The organism is Treponema sp. UBA3813 (genome assembly GCA_002368605.1).
Taxonomy (GTDB): domain Bacteria; phylum Spirochaetota; class Spirochaetia; order Treponematales; family Treponemataceae; genus Treponema_D.
Map to the genome: position 1 here is coordinate 45,232 of DFEB01000050.1, position 22,571 is coordinate 67,802.

Below are 22,571 nucleotides of genomic sequence, written 5' to 3' on the forward strand. Positions count from 1 at the left end.
CAAAATTTTAAAAAAAGACAGTTTTTTTCTTTTTTTTGTATGCTTTTTGTTTCTTCTGAAAAGTTCAAAATCAGGTCGGCATTTGACAATCTCTTGAAATAGTCATACAATCGATTTATGAATGTTCTGCTGGGGCTTTCGGCTTCTAATGGTATCGGAATAGGCAAGGCTTTTGTCGTTCCAGAGTCAGAAAAACGCGTAATTTCCTCAAAAAAAATCAAAGCCGAAGATAAGCCGAAGCAGCTTGAGCGTTTTGAGCGTTCCCTTGCAAAAGTCACCGGGCAGATTGCTTCTCAGCTTGACGCCGTAAAGGGTGATAAAGTTCAGTCAGAGATTTTTGAAACTTATTTTCTCATGCTTAATGACCCGGAATTTTTGGGCGATGTAAGAAAATCTTTTGAAGCGTCAAATCATTCTATTGAGTACATACTGAATCAAAAAACTGAAGACTATGCAGACCGCCTTCGTTCCAGCGGAAACGCCTATCTTTCGGAGCGTGCAGAAGATATCTGTGACATCTTTGGCCGAGTCCTTAATGACCTGCTTGATTTTCATCCATTTGATATTGAGCAGGTTCCAGATGATGCGGTTATCATAGCAAAATCAATGGCTCCAAGTGATACGGTAATTCTCTCTAAGCGACGGATTGCCGGAATTGCCCTCACTGACGGCGGTGTTTCATCTCATGTGGGAATTTTGGCACGCAACTACGGAATTCCAGCCGTTTTTGACATCGAAAACATTCTTGATGAAATCAAAACAGATGCACTTGTCATTGTAGACGGCACTTCGGGCGAAGTAATAGAGTCTCCTGATGGAGTTGCTCTTTCTTATTATCAGAACAAAATCACAAAGGCAAAGGAACATGCCGACAAACTCAAGGTTTTCCGCGACAAGCCTGCAAAAAGTGCAGATGGAGAATCTTTCCAGCTCATGGCAAATATCGGCACGGTAGACGAAGCCCGCGTTGCAATGGAGGAAGGTGCTGACGGAATCGGCTTGTTCCGAACAGAATTCCTTTTTATGAGCGAGGCAAATCACGCGATGGGAGCTGTTCACTCAAAAGTTGCGGCTTTCAGCGAAGAAAATCAATTCAACGCTTACAAACGAGTTCTTGAGACCATGCGTGGAAAGCCTGTTACCATCCGAACTCTTGATGCCGGCGGAGACAAAATAATTTCTTCTCTCGATGTGCAACATTCTTCAAGCGAAGAAAAAAATCCTCTTATGGGCTTGCGGGCAATCCGTCTCACTTTGGCAAATCCCTCTCTTTTGCGTACCCAGCTTCGCGCTCTCTACAGGGCCAGCGTTTTCGGCAATCTCAAAATCATGATTCCTCTTGTTACAAGCGTTGAGCAGGTTGAGGAGGTGCTTGCTTTTGCCGAAAAAGTCCGTGACGAGTTAAAATCCGAGAACATCCCCTTTGACGAAAATGTTCCCATCGGCGTTATGATTGAGACTGCCGCCGCCGCAATGATTTCAGATTGTCTTGCAAAAGTCAGTGACTTTTTCTCAATCGGAACAAACGACCTTACCCAATATACAATCGGTGTAGACCGAGAAAATGCGCTTGTTGCTCCTCTTTACGATGAATTCCATCTCGCGGTTTTGCGTTTGCTCCACAAAACGATTAAAGCCGCCGAAGCCGAAGGAATTCCTGTCTCAGTATGTGGCGAAATGGCCAGCCGCCCCGAAAGCGTCATGGTTCTGGCGGGAATGGGCGTGCGCACTCTCAGTATGAGCCCCAAATTAATCACCAGCGTCAAAGAACTTTTGTCAAAAATGAGCATAGATGAGCTTAAAGCCATTTCCTCAAAAAGACTAAATAGTTTATAATAGAAGAATGGCAAAAGCAAAACGAAAACCAGATTTCTCAAAACCAAAACCCAAAAAGGCTGAACCAAGGGAAATTCAAATCGAAGAAAAATCACTTCCTCCAGAGGACGAAAACGAATCCGATTCAGATGACTGGAACGAGTCAGACACTCACGAAGATTCCACGGAAGAAGCCGCATATAAAAGCGAAGTCAAAAAAGCCGGCTACGACACTTCAAAATATTATGTGAATCTCCCCACGGTTGTAATCGCTGGCCGCCCAAATGTAGGAAAATCAACACTCTTTAACCGTTTCATGCACCGTCGTCTTGCGATTGTCGATCCCACTCCTGGCGTTACCCGCGATCCGGTTGAGGCTATGGCCTTTATCATGGGAAAGCCCGTTCATCTTATCGATACAGGCGGATACAAACTTGACAGAGACCCCACGAGCCGGGAATCCGAAATGGATGAGCTTGTCGTTCAGAAAACCCTGGCCACAATCAAAAGTGCCGACAAAATCCTGCTCTTGCTGGAAGCCGGTAAAATCACTGGCGAAGACGAAGAATTCATTCATCTTTTGCGTCCTTACTGGGAGAAGCTCGTTGTAGCCGTAAATAAATGCGAAGGAGGCCGGGAAGAAGGCGTTTCCTGGAACTATCTACAGTACGGATTCAAGGAATTGCTTTTTATTTCCGCTGACCACGGCGACCACATCACCGACCTTGCAAAAAAAATCACCGCCGACCTTGATTTCTCAAAAGTCGAAGAAGGCGAAAAACCTCAGGAGCCAATCCGAATCGCGATTTTAGGCAAGCCGAACACAGGAAAATCCACTCTCTCAAATCGCCTCACTCACAGCGAAAAATCCATCGTCTCAGACTATGCAGGAACCACCCGCGATGTAGTCGAAGGCAAATTCACTTACGCCGGGCGCAATTTTGAAATCATGGACACGGCAGGAATCCGCCGCAAAAAGAAAGTCCACGAAAATGTAGAATACTATTCGGTAAACCGGGCCATAAAAACCCTGGACAAGTGCGATGTCGTCTTTTTGATGATTGACGCGCAGGAAGGCTTGGCCGACCAGGACAAAAAAATCTGTTCTCTGGCCTACGAGCGGGGCCGGGGAATCATTTTTGTCCTCAACAAGTGGGACACTCAGGACCAGAGCCGGAAGACTCTCCGGGACACCACCGACTACATCAAGACCATGTTCGGTCACATGAACTGGGCTCCGATTCTGCCTCTTTCTGCCCTCAAAGGCGAGGGAATCAAAGACTTGCTTAACAAGGCAATCGAACTCTACGGCCAGCTCACCCGCAAAGTGGAGACATCAGCCCTTAACAAGGCCCTTGCCGACTGGCTTTTCCATTATCCGCCGCCAGCCAGCAAAGCGATTCACTTCAAAATCCGTTACATGACCCAGACCAGCACAAATCCCGTCTCATTCCGCATTTTCTGCACCAGCCCGGACAATGTGCCCGAAAGTTATGTTACCTATCTCAAAAACTCAATCCGAAAAGACTTGGGCTTCGACCAAATCCCGGTAGAACTGAACATGAAAGCAAGCCGCAAACGCTGGGAAAACAGATTTGACGGAGAAAGCCAGTGACCTACACAATCGGAGAAGTTGAGGAACTGACTGGCATCAAGCAGAATATTCTCAGGTATTGGGAAACGGTTATTCCCGGCTTTGCCCCCCGCAAAGATTTAGGTGGCCGCCGTGTCTACACCGAGCGGGATTTTGAAATCGTTCTCCGCCTCAAGCACTTGATTTATGAGCGAAAATTCACGATTGAGGGCGCGCGAAAGGAAATTCTCCACGAAAGTCAGGCCTACGAAAACAACGCCGAAGCCATGAACGCAATCAGAGAACTCCGCACGGAACTCACTCAGCTTTATTTTGAAATCAAAAAGGGAAAAAAATGAACGAGACAAAGCCAAAAATCGACCGAAAACGCAGTCACGCACACCGAAGAGAATTTACTGAACGCAAAAAGGCCGCCTCTATCCGACGAGAGATGTTCGCAGAAAGCGCAATTCCCGAAGAAAGCCGCGAAATCATCGAAAAATTTGACGAAATCGTCGCCAGCGTGCGAAATTTAAGCGGAAAGCAAAAGGTCGCCCTTTACGGCCATGTCAAAAATCTTTCCCACCAGCTCACTGACGAACGCTCTTCCCGCCGCCTTGGCTACATGAACGAAGCCGCCTCAATCAGCGCCTACATCAGCTATTTCATGTGGTGGAATCTCGTCCGCATGACCCGGCTTTTCGCAAATTTGCCCAAAACAGCCTTTGAATCTCTCGTAAAATCAGAAAAACCGGTCGCCCTGGATGTGGGAAGCGGCACTCTCACCGTGGTCATAGCCCTCTGGCTTGCCCGACCGGAACTCCGAAGCAAAAAAATCAGCTGGTACTGCCTTGATTTGAGCCAGACAGCCCTTGCCGCCGGTGAAGATTTGTACTACGCAATCGCGGCAAAAACGATAAAAGATACAGAAGGGGAAAGCCTTCCCCTCGCTCCAATACCACTCACTACGCGGAAAAGACCTGAGCAAGCTCGGTCACTTCCTCTCCGTTCTGGTATTTCCGCTACCCCTTCTCCTGGGGCGGCGCCCCAAGCCCCCCTTGACCCATGGAACATTATCCGCGTAAAAGGTGCGCTGGGAACGAGCATCAAAGAAAAAGCCGATTTTATCTCCTGTGCCAATGTATTCAACGAAATCATACAGCACAATGAACAGCCAACAGATTTTCTCGCCAAAAAATACACTGGAGAACTGCTTTCATATCTTAAAGACGGTGAGTCCTCAGTGCTGCTCGTGGAGCCGGGCGATCCTCACTCAGCCCGCTTTCTCTCACTTATGAGAGACTCACTCATCCGAAAAGATTTTACGCCGATTGCCCCCTGCCCCCATGCAGAAAACTGTCCGATGGCAGGCCGCACTAACGGAAGAACCACAAACGCCCAGGGCAAGAACGCAAAATGGTGCAATTTCGCCTTTGAAACAGAAAGCGCTCCCAGCCGTCTGCTCAAATTTTCAGAAAAAGCGGGCCTTGCAAAAGAGAGGGCTTCCCTGTCTTTCATCATCTCAAAAAAATCCGCCCTTGCCCGTAAATCCGAACGCCATCGTCAATCTGAACTTGATTCAGATTCTCCCGCTCAGAAGACCTTTATCCGCATCGCCTCGGACTTTATCCGCCTGCCGGAGCTTCACAAATCAGGCTACTATGCCTGTAGCGAATACGGCCTGCTTCTGGCAATAGACGAAAGTCACATTCAGCCAAAAAACGGCGAGCTTCTGCAAATAAAAAGCCCCGGAAATCTTGACGAAATCGACAAAAAATCCGGGGCAATAATAGTAAAAATCTAATAATTTTTTTATACTTTCACTGTTACGATTATATTTCTACAGTGTTTTCATAGTAAAAAGTAAAAAGAGGAAATTCATGAAAAAACTTTCACATTATGTCTTGGCAGCTTTTTTTGTAACGATGATTTTTTCATCATGCGGAAGCACAAAAATTGCCCTGCAAGAAAATGCCCCCATTGCTCTCATCTCAATCGTAGGAAATTCCTATATTCCATGGGTGGTCGAAGAAAATTCCAGCTCTGATGAAGAAGAAGGTGATTCAGAAGGCATTATTAACGGTCTTATCAATAAAGTCGCAGGCTCAAACAATCCTGAAGTCTTAACTGCTGTTGATCGTCTTGATTATGCGGAAGAAAGTTTCAGAAGCATTGTTACCGAACTTACGGGTGCAGAAGTCCTTGACAAAGAAGATGTCTTAAATTGCGAAACTTACAAAATCCTTCCTGCTAGTTTTTATAACACGCTCTCTTCAACAGTGCGGGCTACAAAATTCAAAGACTTTTCGACCCTCGGAGCAAAAAAAGCACGGTATCTCATGGACAGTCTCGGTGCAAAATCTCTCGTAATGCTTGAATTCACCTTCAAAAAAGAAAAGATTGATTCTGGAAAATACAATCAGAATTGTGGCGGTGTCGTTACAATGAAAGTTAAAGTTTTGAATGAAAGGGGAAGCGAGGCAATCAACAAGACTTATGTTGCAAAGACTTTAACTACTGTTCGACGCTATGGCTCAGAATATGATAAAGATGCTTTTGTCCAGCTTTTTTATGACGCAATCGACAGTGTAATTCGTCAGTTTGTCGTTGAATACATGGGTGACGGTGTTTCGGCAGTCGAGAATATTGCTGAAGAAAAGAGCGTACAGGGAACAAAAATTGCACTCCCTGCCCGCCGTGCAAGTAAAAGTGAAAGCACAAATGAAAGCGAAGCATCAAATGTTGTTGACGCAAAAGTCGAGGCTGCTGTTACTCTCGTAAAAAAATACAAGGTAAGCCCAGAAGAAGCGGCAAAAGATATGGATGCTCCGTTAGAAAAAGTTTTGGAAGCACTTAAAGAGAATTAATTCTTTTCAGATGACGCTTCATCGTTCCCCATGCAACATTAAGTTCCCTTGCAAGGGAGCCAATCGTGCGCCCGTTCCTGAACTGTGCTTTTATGTATTCATCGTGTGTGGAAAGTTTATAGTTTGTCGCCTTTCTTCCTAAATGGCGTCCTATATGCTTTCCTTCAGCACGGACTCTCGCCAGCCCCTGTTTTGTTCTTTCAGAAATAAGTTTTCGCTCAATTTCTGCCGACAAGCCAAAGGCAAATGCAAGGACTTTCGACTGAATATCGTCTCCCAAGCGGAAATTATCTTTTATCGTCCAGACTTTTATATCTCGTTCTAGAAAATACTGCAAAATATTCATAATCATGATTAGCGAGCGGCCAAAACGGGAAATTTCTGTGCAAATGATAATGTCTCCGCTTTTACATTTCTTCATCAGTTCTTTGCCTAATTTTCTGAATTCAGGCTCTTTTGTCCCACTGATTTTTTCCTCAATCCATTCATCAATACTTAACTTATTTTTTCTTGCAAATTTTTTAATCTCAAGCTGCTGATTTTCAAGATTCTGATGAACTGTTGAGACTCGAATATAACCGTAAATCATAAAACCTCCTGCATTTCAAATACTTAAAAATGCGAGTTTAATTTTATTCAAAATTATGTTTTTCGTGATAGAATAGAAACGAGGAGAAATTATGGCAAAGAAAAGCGAAGGAAAAAAGACGAAAAAATCAGAAAATAAAATTTCCGTGCAGGCAAAAACTCAGGCCCAGAAGACCGAATGGTTTGAAAAAGAAGATTTCTGGAACAATTACGCTCCCATTATGTTTGACGCGGCCCGCTGGGCAGAAGCCCCCACTGTGGCAGAAAGCGTCTGCAAAATCGCCGGGCTTGGAAAAGGCGCGAAGATTCTGGACGCAGGTTGCGGGCCTGGACGAATCGCCGTGGAACTTGCCAGCCGGGGCCTTGAAGTCACAGGCGTTGATTTGATTCAGAGCGAGCTTGACGCGGCGGCAGAATCTGCCAGTGCAGAGGGCGTTGACCTGGAGCTGATAAAGGCCGACCTGCGCACATTCAAAAGCGAAAAAAAATTTGACTGCGCCATAAATTTGTACACATCATTCGGCTATTGTGACACCATTGAAGAGGATGTGCAGATTCTCAAGTCGATTTTCAACTCCGTGCGCGATGGCGGATTTTTCATTCTGGAGAACATCAGCCGGGAAATCGCCATCAAAGACTTTACCGAAGGTGAGTGGTTTGAGAGGGCAGGAAAGACTGTCCTCACCGATTTTTCCGTGGTTGGAGCATGGGAAGGCCTGCGCTCAAGATGGATTTTAATCGACAATGAGACCGGCGAGCGCATTGAGCACGAATTTATCCAGCGGCTCTACAGCGCCATTGAGCTGAAGCGGGTCATGATAGGAATCGGCTTTAAATCCGTGGAAATCTACGGCGACTTTGACTTTTCGCCCTACAATCAGAACGCAAGAACCATGGTCATTGTAGCGAGAAAGTAGGTGAGGCAATCCGCCACAAACAAAAAATTGCCCGACAAGGCGAGTATTTTCGCATCATCGGGCAATTATGAATTGCCTTACACCGCCGTAGTTGCCGGCACTGCGTTCTTTGCGTCAATGGGGTCGTCGTCCACGAACTGAGCGCCGCCGCTTGCGTACTGGATGATTGGCTCAACTTCGCCTTTTTTCGTCCAGATTTTGCCGTTGGGAAGCTCATCGGGGTTTTTGCCGATTGGTGCGTTAGAGAGCAGAAGCTTGAGTCGGTTAAGCTGGTTGACTTCGCTTGCGCCCGGATCGTAGTCGATTGCGCTGATGTTGGATTCGGGGAATCTTCGTCGCAACTCTTTAATCATGCCCTTGCCTGTGATGTGGTTCGGCAGACAGGCAAAAGGCTGGACGCAGGCTACGCTTGGCGCGCCAGAGTGAATCAACTCTACCATTTCGGCCGTAAGGAACCAGCCTTCGCCTGAGATGTTTCCGGTCTGGATGATTCCTTCCACGCTCTTCATCATGTCCCAGATTGAGCTTGGCGGATCGAACCTTCGGCTCTTGCGCAGGCATTTTTTCATGTAGTTGCGGTACAATTCCAAAGCCCAGACGAAAATCTTTGCGTTTCGCTCTTCTGATTTCGGGAAGGCAAGTTCTCTTGTGCGGAAAACGCCGTCACTGAATGTGTAGAAGAGGAAGTCCATCAAATCAGGCATGACGCACTCCGCGCCCTCTTTTTCGATTACATTCACCATGTCGTTGTTTGCGGTCGGATGGAATTTTACGAGAATCTCGCCGACAACGCCAACTCGCGGCTTTTTAATCGGAAGAATGGGCAAACGGTCGAAGTCACGCACGATTCCGCGGATAAGCCTTCTGTATTTGAAAATCGAATTTGATTTGAGCATTTCTTCGGCTTTTGCGTTCCATTTTTCGTAGAGACGGTTTGCGCTTCCTGGCTCGGCTTCGTAAGGTCTGACACGGTAAAGCACCCGCATGAGAAGATCACCAAGGAAAGCGGCCATCATTGCCTTGTGAACCATGCCCGGCGTGAAAGTGAAGCCAGGGTTCTTTTCCATGCCCAAAGCGTTGAGCGAAATGACAGGAACATGACTCCAGCCCGCGTCGTTCAATGCCCGTCGGATAAAGCCGATGTAGTTTGTCGCACGGCAGCCACCGCCAGTCTGTGAGATGATAACAGCCGTTTTGTTGATGTCGTATTTTCCTGATTCAAGGGCTTCGATAAGCTGACCCGTGACCAAAATTGAAGGATAGCAGGCATCGTTGTTGACGAATTTAAGTCCCGCATCCACGGCTTTTGGATCAACTGAGTCCAAAACGACAAAGTTGAAGCCAGAATATTGGAAAGCCTTCTGCAGCAAGCGGAAGTGAATCGGCGACATCTGCGGACAGAGAATCGTGTATTCGTGCTTCATTTCTTCTGTGAAAATCACTCGCTGATAAGCCGCGCTCTTTGTGGTAAGCTTCTTTCGGTTTCGCTGGCGGGCTTTGACTGCCGCAATGAGTGAGCGGATTCGGATTCGCACCGCACCCAGGTTGCTTCCTTCGTCAATCTTGATGAGGGTGTACATGCGGCTCTTTGACTTCATGATTTCATCAACCTGATCGGCTGTAACGGCATCGAGACCGCATCCGAATGAAGTGAGCTGAACAAGCTCCAGATTCGGCATTCCCGAAACGAAATTTGCCGCACGGTAGAGTCGGTTATGATAAGTCCACTGGTCAATAATGCGCAAAGGTCGCTCGATTGAGCCCAAGTGAGCTACAGAATCTTCTGTGAAGACCGCAAGCCCCAGTCCGTGAATCATTTCCGGGATACCGTGGTTAATCTCAGGGTCGAGGTGGTAGGGGCGGCCAGCCAAGACAATGCCGTTTCCGCCAGTGACTACCAGCTGTTCCAGAGCCTCTTCGGCGGCACGCTGGGTGTCAATCTTAAACTGCTCCTGCTCCTTCCAGCCCTCATCGACAGCCGAGTAAACAGCTTCTTTTGTGAGAGTCGGGAAGTGCTTGTGAAGTTCCTCATACATTCGCTCACGCAGGCGTGGCAAATCGTAAATCGGAAGGAATGGATTCATAAAGAGCAAATCGCTTGCTTCTTCGATAGAGTCAAGATTGTGCTTTAAGACTTCAGGATATGATGTGACGACCGGACAGTTGTAGTGGTTGCCCGCGCCCTTGTCCTCAATTTTTTCGTATGGAACACAAGGATAGAAGATGAATTTGCAGCCCATTTTGAGCAAGGATTCCATGTGACCATGTGAGATTTTTGCCGGGTAACAGACCGACTCAGACGGAATCGAATCAATTCCCCGCTCGTAAATCATGCGGCTGGAACGAGGTGATGTTTTGACCTGGAAGCCGAGTTTTGTAAAGATTGTAAACCAAAGCGGGTAATTCTCGTACATGTTGAGAACGCGAGGAATTCCCACGCTTCCCATTGGAGCCTCTTCCGGGCGGAGAGGAACATAGTGGTTGAAAAGGCGTTTGTACTTCCAGTCGAAGAGGTTTGGAAGCTCGTAGCCGGTGTCTTCAACGCCGGTATTGCTTTTGTTTGAGCCGTCAACGGTCTTGGCGTTTTCGTCTTTGAGCTGGTGTCGTTCCAGGCCCTTTTCACAGCGGTTTCCAGTGATGAACTGGCGTTTTTGCCCGCCTGTAGTGAATGTGTTAATAGTAAGAAGACAGTTGTTCTGACAGCCGCCGCAGCGAGTGAGCTCCAAATCGACTTTGAACTGCTCCAGCTGCTCCAAAGTCGCAATGTTTGAGACGATTTTCGGCGGAATCCAGCCCTTTTCCTGACCTGGTTTTGGAGCCGTAAGGTCGCACCACTGATCGTATGCGATAAGGGCAGAGCCGTAAGCGCCCATAAGGCCTGCAACATCCGGGCGGAATACATTGACCCCGGCGATTTTTTCGAATGCACGAAGAACAGCGTCGTTATAGAAAGTGCCGCCCTGAACTACGACTTTAGTTCCGATTTCGCTCGCGCGGCGGAGTTTGATTACTTTGAAAAGAGCGTTTTTGATTACTGAATAAGAAAGACCTGCCGAAATATCGTCAATTGTAGCGCCTTCTTTTTGAGCCTGCTTTACGCGGCTATTCATGAAGACGGTACAGCGAGAACCCAAATCGACCGGCTTTTTGGCAAGAAGGGCGCGTTTTGAGAATTCCCGGATGTCAAGGTTCATTGAATTTGCGAAGTTTGCTAGGAATGAGCCACAGCCGGCAGAGCAAGCCTCGTTGAGCTGAATGGAAGTGATTGCCCCATCCTTCATGCGAAGACATTTCATGTCCTGACCGCCGATGTCCAGAAGGAATTCAACGCCCGGAACAAAGAATTCGGCGGCGCGGTAGTGTGTGATTGTCTCGACTTCACCGGCATCAACGCCAAGTGCCGCCTGGAAAAGAGCCTCGCCGTAGCCAGTTGAGACGGCGCGGGCAATGTAACAGTCTTTCGGAAGGATTTTGTACAAGTCTTTGAGAACCCGTACTGCCAAATCTACAGGATTTCCTGCGTTTACATCGTAGAAATCCCACAAGATTTCGCCTTTTTTGTTGACCAAAACTGCCTTTGTGGTGGTTGAGCCAGCATCAAGACCTAAGAAAAGAGGGCCATGCTCGGCATTCAAATCGCCCCGTTTTGCCTTGTCCTCGCCGTGGCGGGCGCGGAATTTTGCCAAATCTTCTTCATCGACGAAAAGTGGCTCCAGTCGCTGAACTTCGCTGAGTTCCGCTCCCTCAAGATTTTTGAGCGAGTCACGGAATTCCGCAATCGTGGGAAATCGTTTTTGCATTGAAGAAGAAAGGGGATTGCAGACCTTTTCGGCAGAATATGCAGAACCTGCCGCAACGAAAAGCTGGCTGTCTTCAGGAACGATGATTTCATCATCTTTGAGTTTGAGCGTTTCGATAAAGCGCACTCTCAGCTGGTCAAGGAAGTGGAGCGGGCCGCCCAAGAAAGCGACATGACCTTTAATCGGCTTACCGCAGGCAAGACCTGAAATCGTCTGATTGACTACGGCCTGAAAAATAGAAGCCGCAATGTCTTCGCGGCGGGCACCCTCGTTAATGAGAGGCTGAACGTCTGTTTTTGCGAATACGCCGCAGCGGGCCGCGATAGGATAAATCTGCTTGCAGCCGGCAGCCAATTTATTGAGGCCTGGAGCGTCTGTTTCCAAAAGGGCGGCCATCTGGTCGATGAAGGCACCCGTACCGCCGGCACAAGTTCCGTTCATGCGCTGCTCAACGCCACCAGTGAAATATGTGATTTTTGCGTCCTCACCGCCAAGCTCAATTACTACATCAGTCTGGGGAATAAGCTTACGGACGGCTGTGGTAGCCGCGACGACTTCCTGAATGAAAGGAATGTTGAGCCACTGAGAGACAGAGAGCCCGCCAGAACCAGTGACTTTTACGGAAACAGTATGCTTTTCGCCCAAAGACACGACTTTTTCGATTTCGTTCAGCGCTTTTGTGACAACAGTAATAATCGTGTTGCGTATATCGGCGCGGTGTCGCTGGTAGTCACCGTAAATCATCTTGTCATTTTCGTCGAGACAGACAACCTTGACTGTTGTAGAGCCGACATCAATACCAATACGAACCGGTGTAACTGCTGGAGTAAATACTGTATTTGCTGTTTCCATTAGAATCCTCTTATTGAATAAACTACAAAAAGTGTAGATTATCATTTTATCCTTTTAATAAGAAGATTTCAACCGTACTTTTTTTACACTATTTTGTCTGAAGGACTATTCTAATCCGGTCTCCTGGAACAGGGTGGTAATACTGTGGGGCTGGAGAGCCTTCTTTTGTCTGTGGTAAAATTTGTTTGACAATGTAATCACCATTAACATTGGCAATAGTTCCGTCAGCAACATGTTTGCTTCCATTTAAAATCTGTACGGGAAGTTCAGTGTCTTGATTGATTTTGTACTTGCTTGCATTTGCAACATAAACCGAAAACTCAGGAGCCTTGCTTGTGCTAAGAATAATGCCGTCCGTGCCGTTTATGAGAGATTGTTCTGCGATTGTTTCAAAAGCATTTAAATCTGACTGGATTTTTGCCCCGCTTTCGGCAAGAGATGTTGCGATTCTGTAAGACTGATGCATCATTGCAGGGACATAATCTTTGATGGAATTCTCCATTGGAATCGGTTTGAAACGGTAGGCAATCGTTCGGAGTTCCGTGAGTTCTTTATTACTGTTTCGGACAGCTTCTGAAAATGAAGAATCAGGTGCGATGGTCGTGTAAGATTCTTCGTTGAATGAAAGATTTTCGACTGATTTCCAAAGGGCAGAACTTGCAAGCTGATTTTGAATACCTGTGTCGAGAATGATTTTATTCTGTTCGTTGCTTTCTTCACGGGCTTTTGGATCAAGAAGATTGATTTTTGCCTGATAGATATCTCTTACTTCTTCGACGGCCTTTCTTTGATCCTCGGCGGCTTTTATCTGTTGTGCGAGAAGCTGAGAGCGGAGTTCAGAAATCTTCTTTTCGTATCGCTCTTCCTGACTTTTCATTTCCATATCGTGGAGTTGTTTTGTTGAGTCAATTGAAGATTCAGCGTCTTTTGCGCGGGAAAGTTTGTCTGAATCGTATGAACTGACCTGTGACTGGAATTTTTTGATATCAGCTTCTGCTTTAGCGATTTTTTCATCGTATTCTTTGTGGATTTTTTGGACAGCCACATTGTATTCAGCTTCAATTTTGTTTTTTCTTTCGGAAATTGATTTTTTTGTTGCTACAGTTGAAACTGATTCCAATGTAAACAAATCCATCTTTCGTTTTTGCTCTGCCTGATTCAATTCGTCTGAAAGATTCTGCTCTAATGTTTTTTTGTTTTTGACTGCATTTTCGTATGATGTCTTAACTCTTCCAGCAGAACTGAGCAATGAGCGCAAGTTCAAATCATCAAAAGAATCTATGTTGATTGCGATTTTGTGGTTTGATGTTGAAACAAGGGCGATTGTGGTTATAGTTCCCACTGTAACAATAAAAAAGCAGACGGCAAGCAAAATCCATACAAAAGGCTTTTTCTGTTTAGCCGTTTTAGCGTATTCTTCAACAAGATTGTAAGTGACTACACTTTCGTTGTTCTGAGATTTTAATTCATCTCCCAAAAAGAGCGCGACTTCTTTGTGAGTCAAATTTGAATCGATTGGATTTACTTCGTCTGCATTGTCCATATTCCGCTCCAGTTTTTAGGCGCACTGCCACTTCCGATTCTCTCCAAGAATACCTGCGCCGCTTCAATTTCGCATTTTTTGAATTCAGTGCGGGCTGAGTCCCAGTCGCCTTTGTAATATGCTTGAAGTGCCTTTTCGTAGATTTCGAATTTTTCTTCTCCGCTTTGCCGTTCCGTGTCCATGGGGAAATAAATTTTTTTGCCTTCGGTTTTGCCCTTGACCTGAACAGTGTCGATTTCGAAAAACTTGTATTTTGTGATTCCTGCCTGCTCGATTTCGTCTTTAATGTAGCCCGAAACGATAACTGGAAGTTTGTAGATTCTCGTTAAGCCTTCCAGACGGCTGGCTGAGTTTACATTGTCGCCGATTACGGTGTTTGTCATGTGCTCGTCTGAACCGATGTTTCCGTAGAATACATTACCGCCGTCGATACCAACGCCGATGTCGATTAAAACAGCCTGATAGATTCGCTCTTCTGCCTCGGTGAGAGCGCGTCCTTGCTCGATTTGTGAGCGTCGTTCTACCATTTTAGAGCGAAGTTCGGCCGTGACTCTCGTAATTTCCCATGCGGCGGTGAGGGCATCCAGTGATTTGTTTTTGGAAGTTTGAGTGCCGTAAATCGCAAGGATTGCGTCGCCGATAATTGAGCCGATGACGCCTGAATTGTCGTGTACTTTTTTGATTACCTTGTCGTAATGGACATTGAGCAAGTCGATGATGTCGTTGCCCAAAGTTTCGGTGCGGTAGGTGAAGCTCTTTATGTCCGAGAAAAGCATGACCAGATTGCGCTGGCTTCCTTCGAGACGAATCTGATGTTCTTTGTAGGCCTTTGCGACGACATCTTTCGAAGCGAATTTTTGGAAAATGCCGAGCAAGTTGTTGATTGTGGAAGAAAGTGAGTTGAAACTTGCCGCCAGATAAGTGACATCATCGTTAGGAGAATCTGACAAATCAATGGTAGAAAGTTTTTGTTTTTCCTGCATTTCGTACAAATCGGCGGTGATTTTGTGAACATTGAGAAGAATTTTCTTGAACATGAAAATGCCGGCAATCAAAAATCCTGCAACGATAAAAACGATAACAAGAGAGATGATGCCGAAAAGCGTGTTGTTTGAGCGCATTGTATCTGAGCGGAGCTCTGCACGAACAAAGTAGCAATCCCAGTCATCTTGATATTTGTATACGCCGTAATACTGCCCCAAGTCCGAGATAAAAAGAATCGAACCGTCCGTGATTCCTTCTTCCAGATGCTGATTCATAATTTGAAGAGCCTGGGAGTCTGAAAATTCAGTTGAAAGCTCATTTAGGGCGGGCGTGTCTTTTTCAGATTTTTCTTTTTGCTCTTGGGGAAGGGGAGTTGCCGAGGCGCAGAATAAAATTTCCCCGTTTTTGTCGAAAGCTACGGCGATACTGTTGGGAAACTCAAATCCCCGCTTTGCTGTGTTGGAAATTGCGGCTACAGACTCATCTCTCTTTCCAGTGAATGTCAAAATTTGATATTGATTTCCAGCCGCCGTGTAAATGTCCTTCAGCTGATTTATCATTATCGTGTTGTTTAAGTTGATGATTTGCCTTCTTGAAAGATGAGAATTGACGAAATTTGTAGAAAAATTTGACAATAGGAGCAATGAAACGAAGATAACCAGAAGCTTTAACGAAATAGGAATAATGCTGGTTGAGCCAACTTTTTGAAAAGGACTTTTCTTCATAAGATTTATTTCCTTAGAACTATTATAGATTAAAATTTATTTTCTCCGCAAGATTTCGCCATGATTTTTATAGAAGATTTCTTTATCGGAATACATGGCTTCGTCGGCTATATGCATTGTGCGGCGGAGTTTTTTGCCTTCTTCGTTCCATGCGTAGCCCACCGCAAGGCAGACTTCCGAGCCATAGCAGGAGACTTCCTTGAGAGAATTCACTTTTTTGATAAAATCTTCTTCCTGACAGGCAGGCACAATGACCACGAATTCATCGCCGCCGGAACGGTAAATCTCGTCTTTCCAGAAAATTTCCTTGAGCAGATCCGCCGCGGCTTTTAAAAGCACATCGCCAGAATCGTGACCGTTCTCGTCGTTCATCTGCTTGAGTCCGTTTACATCAGCGAAAACAATTCCGAAGGGGTGGGGAATTTCCTCTTCGCCGCGGACAAATGCGTCAACCCGCTGGTTCATGGCGTTTCGGTTTTTGACCCCGGTAAGCAAGTCAGTGTTGCTTAAGAATTCCAGTTTTTGCATCATGAGATGATTTGATATTTCCGCAGAAAGGAAAAATGCCGTGAGTTCTATAAGTTCTTTTAGCTCGATTGTTTTGCTTGTATCGTAATTCGTGACAAAAAGATAGCCAAGTGTCTTTCGCTCCTGAAGAAGCGGGTAGAGAATTACGCTCTCAACATGGGATTTTTTGAGGGAGTAGGCCCAGCGGGGATTTATTTCTGCCAGCCGTTCCATGTCTTCTTCGTCTTTTATGATGATTCCGTTACTCTTGCCGATTGTCTTTTCCCAGGAGAGGACTATATCGTAGGTGAGCAAATCGCTGAAATCCGCAACCTTGGCCGCATCATTCTTGAATTTTTCGCAGAGGACTTCGTATTTGCGCTTGTCTTTATTTAATAGAAGAATCGTGCCACAAAATGCATCGGATTGTTTTTGAATGTCGCTGATGACGGAAAGAATACTGGCCTGAAAATCCTCGCTGCCCCGAAGGTTTATGCAATTTTTGATGACAGCCTGTGCTGTAGTCATGGAAACATCGGTCATTCGATCCGTTTCGGCTTTCCTTGTGGATTCATAGAAAAAGGCGCAGTAATTAAGCCCGGAATCTTCACAACTAAGGGGGATAAAAGTGATGTCAGACCAGCAGTTAAGTCCTTTTGTGGGAACATAGGCATGCAATCGCTGTTTAAGGATAGCCGAGCGGTAGCAGAAGTCCTCGAATTTGGTGTCTTTTGGAACAAGGTCGGAATACAGCATGTCATCGTGGTAGCGGGCAATACCCATTGCCTCTTTGTAGATGTCATTTGCACGGACAATCCGGATTTTTCCGTAGTGACGGCTTGAAAGACGCTCAATTGAAAGAACGGCACACGGCATGGCGAATGTATTAACGAATCCTTGAAAATCCATAGACTTTCATTGTAAGGCAGGATTCTTAAATTCGCAAATTTAAATGAGATTCACAAAGAAGGGGAGAATCACCACCGTAAGGACACCGCAGACTGCAATGGAAAGGCCGCTCATGGCTCCCTGAATCTCGCCCATTTCCAAAGCTTTTGCCGTTCCCATGGCGTGCCCGCTCGTTCCACAGGCGACACCTTGAGCGACCGGCTCAGAAATCCTGAAAATCTTGCAGAAAATCGCGCCGAAAATATTTGCCATGTTGCCAGCAATGGTGATTAAGAGAATGGTGACTGACTCAATGCCGCCGTTCTGGTTTGAGAGGGCAATTCCGATGGGAGTGGTGATTGACTTAGGCAGGATAGAGACATATTCCTGATTGTTGATTTTGAAAAGATAGCAGCAGGCGAAAATGAAGAAAGCGTTTGCCAGAATTCCCGCAATGATTCCGAGGAGTATGGCGAGGGCATTTTCCTTGAGTTTGGAAAATTGCCGGTAAAGGGGAATCGCCAGGGCGACCGTGCATGGGGTCATAAGATAATAGATAAAATTTGCCCCTTTAAGGTATTTTTCGTAGGGGATTTTAAGCACGATGAGAATCGTAATGACAAAGGCGCAGGAAACCAAAAGTGGCGCGAGGAGGAAAAATTTAGTTTTTTTGTAAATGATAGTCGCAATCCAGTAGCAGACCAAAGAAACGCAAAGCCCGAAAGATACTGAATTAGAAAGAAAGTCAGTGATTTCTGTCATAAAGTGCCTTTTTGATTCGAATCACCAGTTGGGTTACATGACCGGCGGCAAAGAAGACGGCGATTGTACTTCCCACGCCGATAATCGTGAACTGGAGCCAGTGTACTTTGAGAATTGGCCAGGCGAGAATTAGCCCCACCGTTGAGGGAATGAACAAAAGTGGCATGATTCCCAAAAGACCGTCAGAAATTTCTTCCACGGCATCCAGGGGCATGATTTTTGTCTGCAAGGCCGTAAACATGAGCACAAGCCCGTAAATGCTGGCAGGAACTGGCAGCGGAATGAGACGATGCAAAATCTCACCGATAAAGCAAACGGTGACTAAAATGCAGAATTGCTTGATGAATTTCATTCTTTGCCCGTCCAGCAGTAGGTGCAGAGCTTGCAGTGGTCAAGGCCGGTGGAGTCCAGCATGTCGTCAAGGCGGTGGAAGCGGAGCGTGGTGAAGTGGAGCTGCTTTCGGATTTCTTCCTGCATTTTTGCGTATTCGGGAGTATCCGGGTCGCAGTATTTCTGCAAGGTTTCCATGCTCACATTTTCGCCCTCAAACTGTTTTACCACTCGGCGGGCAATTAAGTCCATCTCGCTTTTTGAGCGGGAGAAGTTCAGGTATTTACAGCCGAACATGATTGGCGGACAAGCCGGGCGAACATGAACTTCCTTCGCCCCGGACTGGTACAAAAAGTCAGTGGTTTCCCGCAGCTGGGTTCCCCGAACGATAGAGTCGTCAATCAAAAGAATGCTCTTGTCCTTAATCAGCTGCTGAACCGGGATAAGCTTCATGTGGGCGATTAAGTTTCGCTGCTCCTGATTCGTTGGCATGAAACTTCGTGGCCATGTGGGCGTGTATTTGATGAAGGGGCGGGTGAAAGGAATTCCCGCTTCGTTTGCATAACCTACCGCGTGGGCAGTGCCTGAGTCAGGAACACCAGCCGCACAGTCCGGGTGAATGTTGTCGTCTTTGTCACGCATTGCAAGGTATTTTCCGCAGTTGTAGCGCATTGCCTCAACATTTACGCCTTCGTAGCAGGCTGTGGGGTAGCCGTAGTAAATCCAGAGGAAGGTACAGATTTTCATTTCTTTTTGAGGCTTCTGCAAGACTTCGTAGCGGTCGGCCGTTACATAGACGATTTCTGCCGGCCCCAGCTCGTGCAAGTCCTGATATCCCAAATTGATGTAGGCAAAACTTTCAAATGAGAGACAGTGGGCAAGAATTGAGCCTTTCGCGTCTTTTTTGATGCCGATTTGAAGGGGGGTACGACCCATTTTGTCGCGGGCGCCGTAAATTCCTTCGGGTGTGGCTACCAGCATGGTGATTGAGCCTTGAATTTTTGACTGAACATACTGGATTCCTTCGAGAATTGACTTTTGCGTGTTGATCATGGCAAGAATCAATTCAGTCTGGTTTATTTCACCGCCACTCATTTCAAGGAAAGCGCCGCCGTTATCCATAAGCTCTTTTACAAGTTCGTCTTTGTTGGTGACGATTCCCACGGTGGTGACGGCAAAACGACCCAAGTGTGAGCGGGCAAGGAGGGGCTGGGGCTCGTAGTCGGAAATACAGCCGATTCCCACTTTTCCTTTCATTTCTTCGATGTCGCTTTCAAATTTTGTCCTGAAGGGAGAGTTCTGAATATTGTGAATCGCCCTCTGGAATCGCTCGTCCTGTCGCCAGACGGCAAGACCTCCGCGCCGGGTTCCCAAGTGAGAGTGGTAGTCCACGCCGAAAAACAAATCCAACGAACAATCGTCTTTTGAAACAACACCGAAAATGCCGCCCATTTTTTTGTACCCCTTTATTTATAAATTAGAAAGTATGTGTCATATAAAGACCTGTTGACCAGCAGTTTCGAGTTACATGGTCAAAGGCTTCCCGATTCTCAAAATCAAAGTATGCTGCGAATGAAGTCTGTTTTGTGTATTCGAAAGTGATTTCTGGTCTTACATTGAAAATGTGACCTCCGTTCCAGTCTTTTGTTGAATCGTAGTCATCCCAGCGTTTGTCTTTTGAACCCATTGCGAATGAGCCCCATACATTGAAGCCGATTTTGTCAGTGAATTCCATTGAGAGAGTACCGCCAGTGTACCATGCGAAGGTGTAATTTGAGTTCTCGAAGAGGTTCACGCCCAATTCAGGACGGATTCTGAGCTCAGTGTTTGGAATTGTGAATGAGATTGCAGCTCCAGTTCCGTAAGCCTGATCATCATCTTCTTTTGTGAAGAGTGAGTCAGCGGCGAAATAAAGGTCAAGGATGAAGAAATCCATGCCCAAGGTTGCGCCAGAATAGAAGTTTGAGCCGTCATCGAATGCGCCCTCGATTGCCGCAGCTATAGAAAGCCATTTTACCGGAGCGAATTGAGCGCCAAAGTTAGATACAGGGTCATCGGTGTTGAAGCCGTTTGGAATAGCCGCACCGAGTTCGAGAGTCATGTCGCCTTCTTTCTTGTAGCGCACGCCCACAGCCCTTTTTGCATATTTGTTTGCGTAAGGAACGAAACCGACGACATCAGCACTGCCTGGTCTGTCCACATGGAATAGGTAAGAACCGACTGTCTCGGAAGAAGTCTGAGCCCTTACGCCAGCCCGGTCGTCATAAGCAGTTGAGAAACCGCCCTGACGAACGTGTGCGTCAGGCTCCCAAAGCCAGCTTCCGTATCTTGGGGCGGGGCCAACCTGCCAGTTGAGCTTTGTTCCAACGCCAGCCTCAAACTCTTTTGTGAAATGATAAAGAACATTTACATAGTATGAGTCTTGAAGAGTGTTTGAGACATTGGCCTGATCAGAATAGTTCAGCCAGTCTGGATGGTCAGTAGCTGCTTTATCAGTGGCTGAAATTTTTGAATCAATCTTATTTTGTCCTGCCCAAGTACCGTTGTTCCAGTTACGGATTCCGTATTTGATTGAAAGAGGATTGAGGTTCGATGTGCCGAAAGTGAAATAATCTACATCGCCGTTGTTCTTGTAATTTGCGAGAAAACTCCAGTTGAGCATACCCTCTACAGTGAACTTGCCACGGTCAAAACGAGCCTGAAATGTATCTGTGAAGCCGTAAATCGTCGGGTCTCCGTCGATTGGTGAGCCGATTCCTGACCATGCAGTGTTTTTCATTTGTTCAGACTGCAAGACCTGCGCGCTTAGTCCTGTGACCATAAGAATTGAAGTTACGAAAACTAGAAATGCTTTTTTCATTTTAGAATCTCCTTTTCTAAAAAAGTCTAGTATATGTTATTGTTTGCAAAATATATCACATAAAACGATTTGAGTGAATCACTAAATTGTTTTAGAATAAGGTTATGGCACATAAAAAACAAAAATTCGACATCATTGATTACCTGAATTGGCGGGGCGATTTGACTTTTGATCATTCTCCTCTGAACGAAGTTGACGCCCTTATTTTCTGCCAGCTTTCCTATATGAATTTTACGAGTCTTGCGCCAGAAAGTTTGGATTCTTCTATTAAATTGTCTGAATTGGCAAAGATTTTTTTCGCCTCCAGTGATTTTGCTTCCCGCTCCGATTTGGGAATGTTGATTGACGAGCGCACAAATGAATTGCTTAAAAAGGCAGGGGAGTGCGAGCGATTTAAGAATGTGGAGGTCACCGGCTTTGTCTCAAAATACGATCAGGAAAAAGAAGAGCAGTTTTCTGCGGTCACTTTCCTGCTCAACGAAGGCGGACTTCTTGAAAGACAGCAAATTTTTGTCGCATTCCGGGGCACGGATGACACAATCGTCGGCTGGAAGGAAGATTTTAACCTCGCTTTTTTGGAAAAAGTCCCCGCTCAGGAAGATGCCCTTTCTTATCTTACCCGCACAGCTCTTTCTTTTAAAAAGGCAGAGCTTTTTGTGGGCGGGCACTCCAAGGGCGGAAACCTTGCGCTTTTTGCCGCCGCCCATCTGGACGAAAAATCTAAGAAAAATCTTTCTGTCGTCTACAATTTTGACGGGCCGGGCTTCTCTCAGGATAGTCTGGACAGCGACGCTTTTTTCTCAATCAAGGCAAAAGTCCGCTCTGTTTACCCCCAGTTCTCAATCGTGGGAATGCTCTTTCATCATTATGATTCCTACAAAATCGTGCAGAGTGACGAAAAACTGGTCATGCAGCACAATCCCTTTTCATGGTTTACCCTTGCGACAGAATTTAAATCAAAAGAAGACCTTGATTCCGGCAGCGAGATTTTCTTCAAGTCATTTAACAAGTGGTTCGAGCCGCTAAAGCCTGAGCAGAGGGAAGAATTCATCGAGACTCTTTTTGGCCTTTTGGAAACGACGAATGCTGTTACGAATTCGGATTTGAGCCGGGACGCGCTTAAAAACACCGGAAAAATCATCAAGGCCTTCGCTTCGCTTGATTCAGAAATCCGGGACAGCGCAATGCATTTGGCAGGAGAGTTCATAAAAACGATTGTGTCGGAATCCCTTGGCCGTGGGGAAGAATGATTGAATTCTCCCCTTGCTTTTGATATTATTGAGCATTATGAACGCGATTATTACTGTCGTTGGAAGCGACAAAGTTGGAATCATTGCGAGCGTCAGCGCGCTTCTCGCAAAGCATAAAATCAATATTGCTGATATCACTCAGACAATTCTCTCTGGTAACTTCGTCATGATGATGATGGTCTCTCTCGATGAGGCGGACATTTCCATTGACGGATTGCGCACCATTCTCACCGAAACAAGTGAAAAAATGGGCGTAGAAATCAATATCATGGCAGAGAAAGTTTTTTCTTCAATGAATCGAATATAAGAG

17 protein-coding genes are annotated in these 22,571 nt (G+C 46.1%); 8 read left to right on the plus strand and 9 right to left on the minus strand.

The window, feature by feature from the left end; genetic code table 11:
- Positions 1–117 precede the first annotated feature (117 nt).
- The 5 genes from ptsP to B2089_RS08390 all read left to right on the plus strand — a co-directional run bounded on the left by ptsP (position 118) and on the right by B2089_RS08390 (position 6,255).
- Complete coding sequence (ptsP, locus tag B2089_RS08370) at positions 118–1,836, plus strand: phosphoenolpyruvate--protein phosphotransferase (RefSeq protein ID WP_296324568.1); 1,719 nt, start codon at positions 118–120, stop codon at positions 1,834–1,836.
- Positions 1,837–1,843: 7 nt separating this feature from the next.
- Positions 1,844–3,430 (plus strand): ribosome biogenesis GTPase Der, encoded by a 1,587-nt coding sequence (gene der / locus B2089_RS08375; RefSeq protein WP_296324570.1) that lies wholly within the window; start codon positions 1,844–1,846, stop codon positions 3,428–3,430.
- The gene (locus B2089_RS08380; RefSeq protein ID WP_296324572.1) at positions 3,427–3,747 is read left to right on the plus strand and encodes a MerR family transcriptional regulator; all 321 of its coding nucleotides are present in this window, start codon (positions 3,427–3,429) and stop codon (positions 3,745–3,747) included. The genes der and B2089_RS08380 overlap by 4 nt, the downstream gene beginning before the upstream one ends.
- Positions 3,744–5,192, plus strand: a complete 1,449-nt coding sequence (locus tag B2089_RS08385; protein ID WP_296324574.1) for a small ribosomal subunit Rsm22 family protein — start codon at positions 3,744–3,746, stop codon at positions 5,190–5,192. Before B2089_RS08380 ends, B2089_RS08385 begins: the two co-directional genes overlap by 4 nt.
- A gap of 76 nt (positions 5,193–5,268) precedes the next feature.
- Positions 5,269–6,255 (plus strand): hypothetical protein, encoded by a 987-nt coding sequence (locus B2089_RS08390; protein ID WP_296324576.1) that lies wholly within the window; start codon positions 5,269–5,271, stop codon positions 6,253–6,255.
- On the opposite strand, the gene B2089_RS08395 is transcribed toward B2089_RS08390, so the two are convergent.
- Complete coding sequence (locus B2089_RS08395) at positions 6,242–6,844, minus strand: recombinase family protein (protein ID WP_296324577.1); 603 nt, start codon at positions 6,842–6,844, stop codon at positions 6,242–6,244. The two genes, B2089_RS08390 and B2089_RS08395, sit on opposite strands and share 14 nt — an antisense overlap.
- 220 nt (positions 6,845–7,064) lie before the next feature.
- Between B2089_RS08395 and B2089_RS08400 the strand changes: the two genes are divergently transcribed.
- Positions 7,065–7,760 (plus strand): class I SAM-dependent methyltransferase, encoded by a 696-nt coding sequence (locus B2089_RS08400; RefSeq protein WP_296324711.1) that lies wholly within the window; start codon positions 7,065–7,067, stop codon positions 7,758–7,760.
- Positions 7,761–7,837: 77 nt separating this feature from the next.
- On the opposite strand, the gene B2089_RS08405 is transcribed toward B2089_RS08400, so the two are convergent.
- From B2089_RS08405 to B2089_RS08440, 8 genes are all read right to left on the minus strand, one after another.
- Positions 7,838–12,412, minus strand: a complete 4,575-nt coding sequence (locus tag B2089_RS08405) for a 2-hydroxyacyl-CoA dehydratase (protein ID WP_296324580.1) — start codon at positions 12,410–12,412, stop codon at positions 7,838–7,840.
- 88 nt (positions 12,413–12,500) lie between these two features.
- Positions 12,501–13,955: a hypothetical protein gene (locus B2089_RS08410; RefSeq protein ID WP_296324582.1), complete on the minus strand. Its 1,455-nt coding sequence runs from the start codon at positions 13,953–13,955 to the stop codon at positions 12,501–12,503.
- Entirely contained in the window at positions 13,934–15,664 is a 1,731-nt protein-coding gene (locus B2089_RS08415) for an adenylate/guanylate cyclase domain-containing protein (protein WP_296324585.1), read from the minus strand. Before B2089_RS08415 ends, B2089_RS08410 begins: the two co-directional genes overlap by 22 nt.
- A 36-nt stretch (positions 15,665–15,700) precedes the next feature.
- Complete coding sequence (locus tag B2089_RS08420; RefSeq protein ID WP_296324588.1) at positions 15,701–17,080, minus strand: GGDEF domain-containing protein; 1,380 nt, start codon at positions 17,078–17,080, stop codon at positions 15,701–15,703.
- 39 nt (positions 17,081–17,119) lie between these two features.
- On the minus strand, positions 17,120–17,821 hold the full coding sequence (locus tag B2089_RS08425; protein ID WP_296324590.1) for an LrgB family protein: 702 nt from the start codon (positions 17,819–17,821) through the stop codon (positions 17,120–17,122).
- Entirely contained in the window at positions 17,805–18,173 is a 369-nt protein-coding gene (locus B2089_RS08430; RefSeq protein ID WP_296324592.1) for a CidA/LrgA family protein, read from the minus strand. The genes B2089_RS08425 and B2089_RS08430 overlap by 17 nt, the downstream gene beginning before the upstream one ends.
- Positions 18,170–19,603, minus strand: a complete 1,434-nt coding sequence (locus B2089_RS08435) for an amidophosphoribosyltransferase (RefSeq protein WP_296324595.1) — start codon at positions 19,601–19,603, stop codon at positions 18,170–18,172. The genes B2089_RS08430 and B2089_RS08435 overlap by 4 nt, the downstream gene beginning before the upstream one ends.
- Before the next feature lie 25 nt (positions 19,604–19,628).
- A complete protein-coding gene (locus B2089_RS08440; protein ID WP_296324599.1) occupies positions 19,629–21,011 on the minus strand; it encodes a hypothetical protein in 1,383 nt (460 codons plus the stop codon).
- Between the two features lie 104 nt (positions 21,012–21,115).
- On the opposite strand from B2089_RS08440, the gene B2089_RS08445 reads away from it, so the two are divergent.
- Positions 21,116–22,261 carry an Mbeg1-like protein gene (locus tag B2089_RS08445; protein WP_296324602.1) on the plus strand — a complete coding sequence of 382 codons (1,146 nt, stop codon included), beginning with the start codon at positions 21,116–21,118 and terminating at the stop codon, positions 22,259–22,261.
- A 37-nt stretch (positions 22,262–22,298) separates the two neighbouring features.
- Complete coding sequence (locus B2089_RS08450; protein WP_296324606.1) at positions 22,299–22,568, plus strand: ACT domain-containing protein; 270 nt, start codon at positions 22,299–22,301, stop codon at positions 22,566–22,568.
- Positions 22,569–22,571 lie beyond the last annotated feature (3 nt).

What these genes read in the sequence shown, in the direction of transcription:
- B2089_RS08445 (WP_296324602.1), top strand. Translation starts at nt 21,116, where the DNA reads ATGGCACATAAAAAACAAAAATTCGACATCATTGATTACCTGAATTGG.
- B2089_RS08420 (WP_296324588.1), bottom strand. Translation starts at nt 17,080, where the DNA reads ATGGATTTTCAAGGATTCGTTAATACATTCGCCATGCCGTGTGCCGTT.
- B2089_RS08390 (WP_296324576.1), top strand. Translation starts at nt 5,269, where the DNA reads ATGAAAAAACTTTCACATTATGTCTTGGCAGCTTTTTTTGTAACGATG.
- B2089_RS08395 (WP_296324577.1), bottom strand. Translation starts at nt 6,844, where the DNA reads ATGATTTACGGTTATATTCGAGTCTCAACAGTTCATCAGAATCTTGAA.
- B2089_RS08430 (WP_296324592.1), bottom strand. Translation starts at nt 18,173, where the DNA reads ATGAAATTCATCAAGCAATTCTGCATTTTAGTCACCGTTTGCTTTATC.
- B2089_RS08385 (WP_296324574.1), top strand. Translation starts at nt 3,744, where the DNA reads ATGAACGAGACAAAGCCAAAAATCGACCGAAAACGCAGTCACGCACAC.
- B2089_RS08425 (WP_296324590.1), bottom strand. Translation starts at nt 17,821, where the DNA reads ATGACAGAAATCACTGACTTTCTTTCTAATTCAGTATCTTTCGGGCTT.
- B2089_RS08415 (WP_296324585.1), bottom strand. Translation starts at nt 15,664, where the DNA reads ATGAAGAAAAGTCCTTTTCAAAAAGTTGGCTCAACCAGCATTATTCCT.
- B2089_RS08400 (WP_296324711.1), top strand. Translation starts at nt 7,065, where the DNA reads ATGTTTGACGCGGCCCGCTGGGCAGAAGCCCCCACTGTGGCAGAAAGC.
- B2089_RS08435 (WP_296324595.1), bottom strand. Translation starts at nt 19,603, where the DNA reads ATGGGCGGCATTTTCGGTGTTGTTTCAAAAGACGATTGTTCGTTGGAT.
- B2089_RS08440 (WP_296324599.1), bottom strand. Translation starts at nt 21,011, where the DNA reads ATGAAAAAAGCATTTCTAGTTTTCGTAACTTCAATTCTTATGGTCACA.
- der (WP_296324570.1), top strand. Translation starts at nt 1,844, where the DNA reads ATGGCAAAAGCAAAACGAAAACCAGATTTCTCAAAACCAAAACCCAAA.
- B2089_RS08405 (WP_296324580.1), bottom strand. Translation starts at nt 12,412, where the DNA reads ATGGAAACAGCAAATACAGTATTTACTCCAGCAGTTACACCGGTTCGT.
- B2089_RS08450 (WP_296324606.1), top strand. Translation starts at nt 22,299, where the DNA reads ATGAACGCGATTATTACTGTCGTTGGAAGCGACAAAGTTGGAATCATT.
- ptsP (WP_296324568.1), top strand. Translation starts at nt 118, where the DNA reads ATGAATGTTCTGCTGGGGCTTTCGGCTTCTAATGGTATCGGAATAGGC.
- B2089_RS08410 (WP_296324582.1), bottom strand. Translation starts at nt 13,955, where the DNA reads ATGGACAATGCAGACGAAGTAAATCCAATCGATTCAAATTTGACTCAC.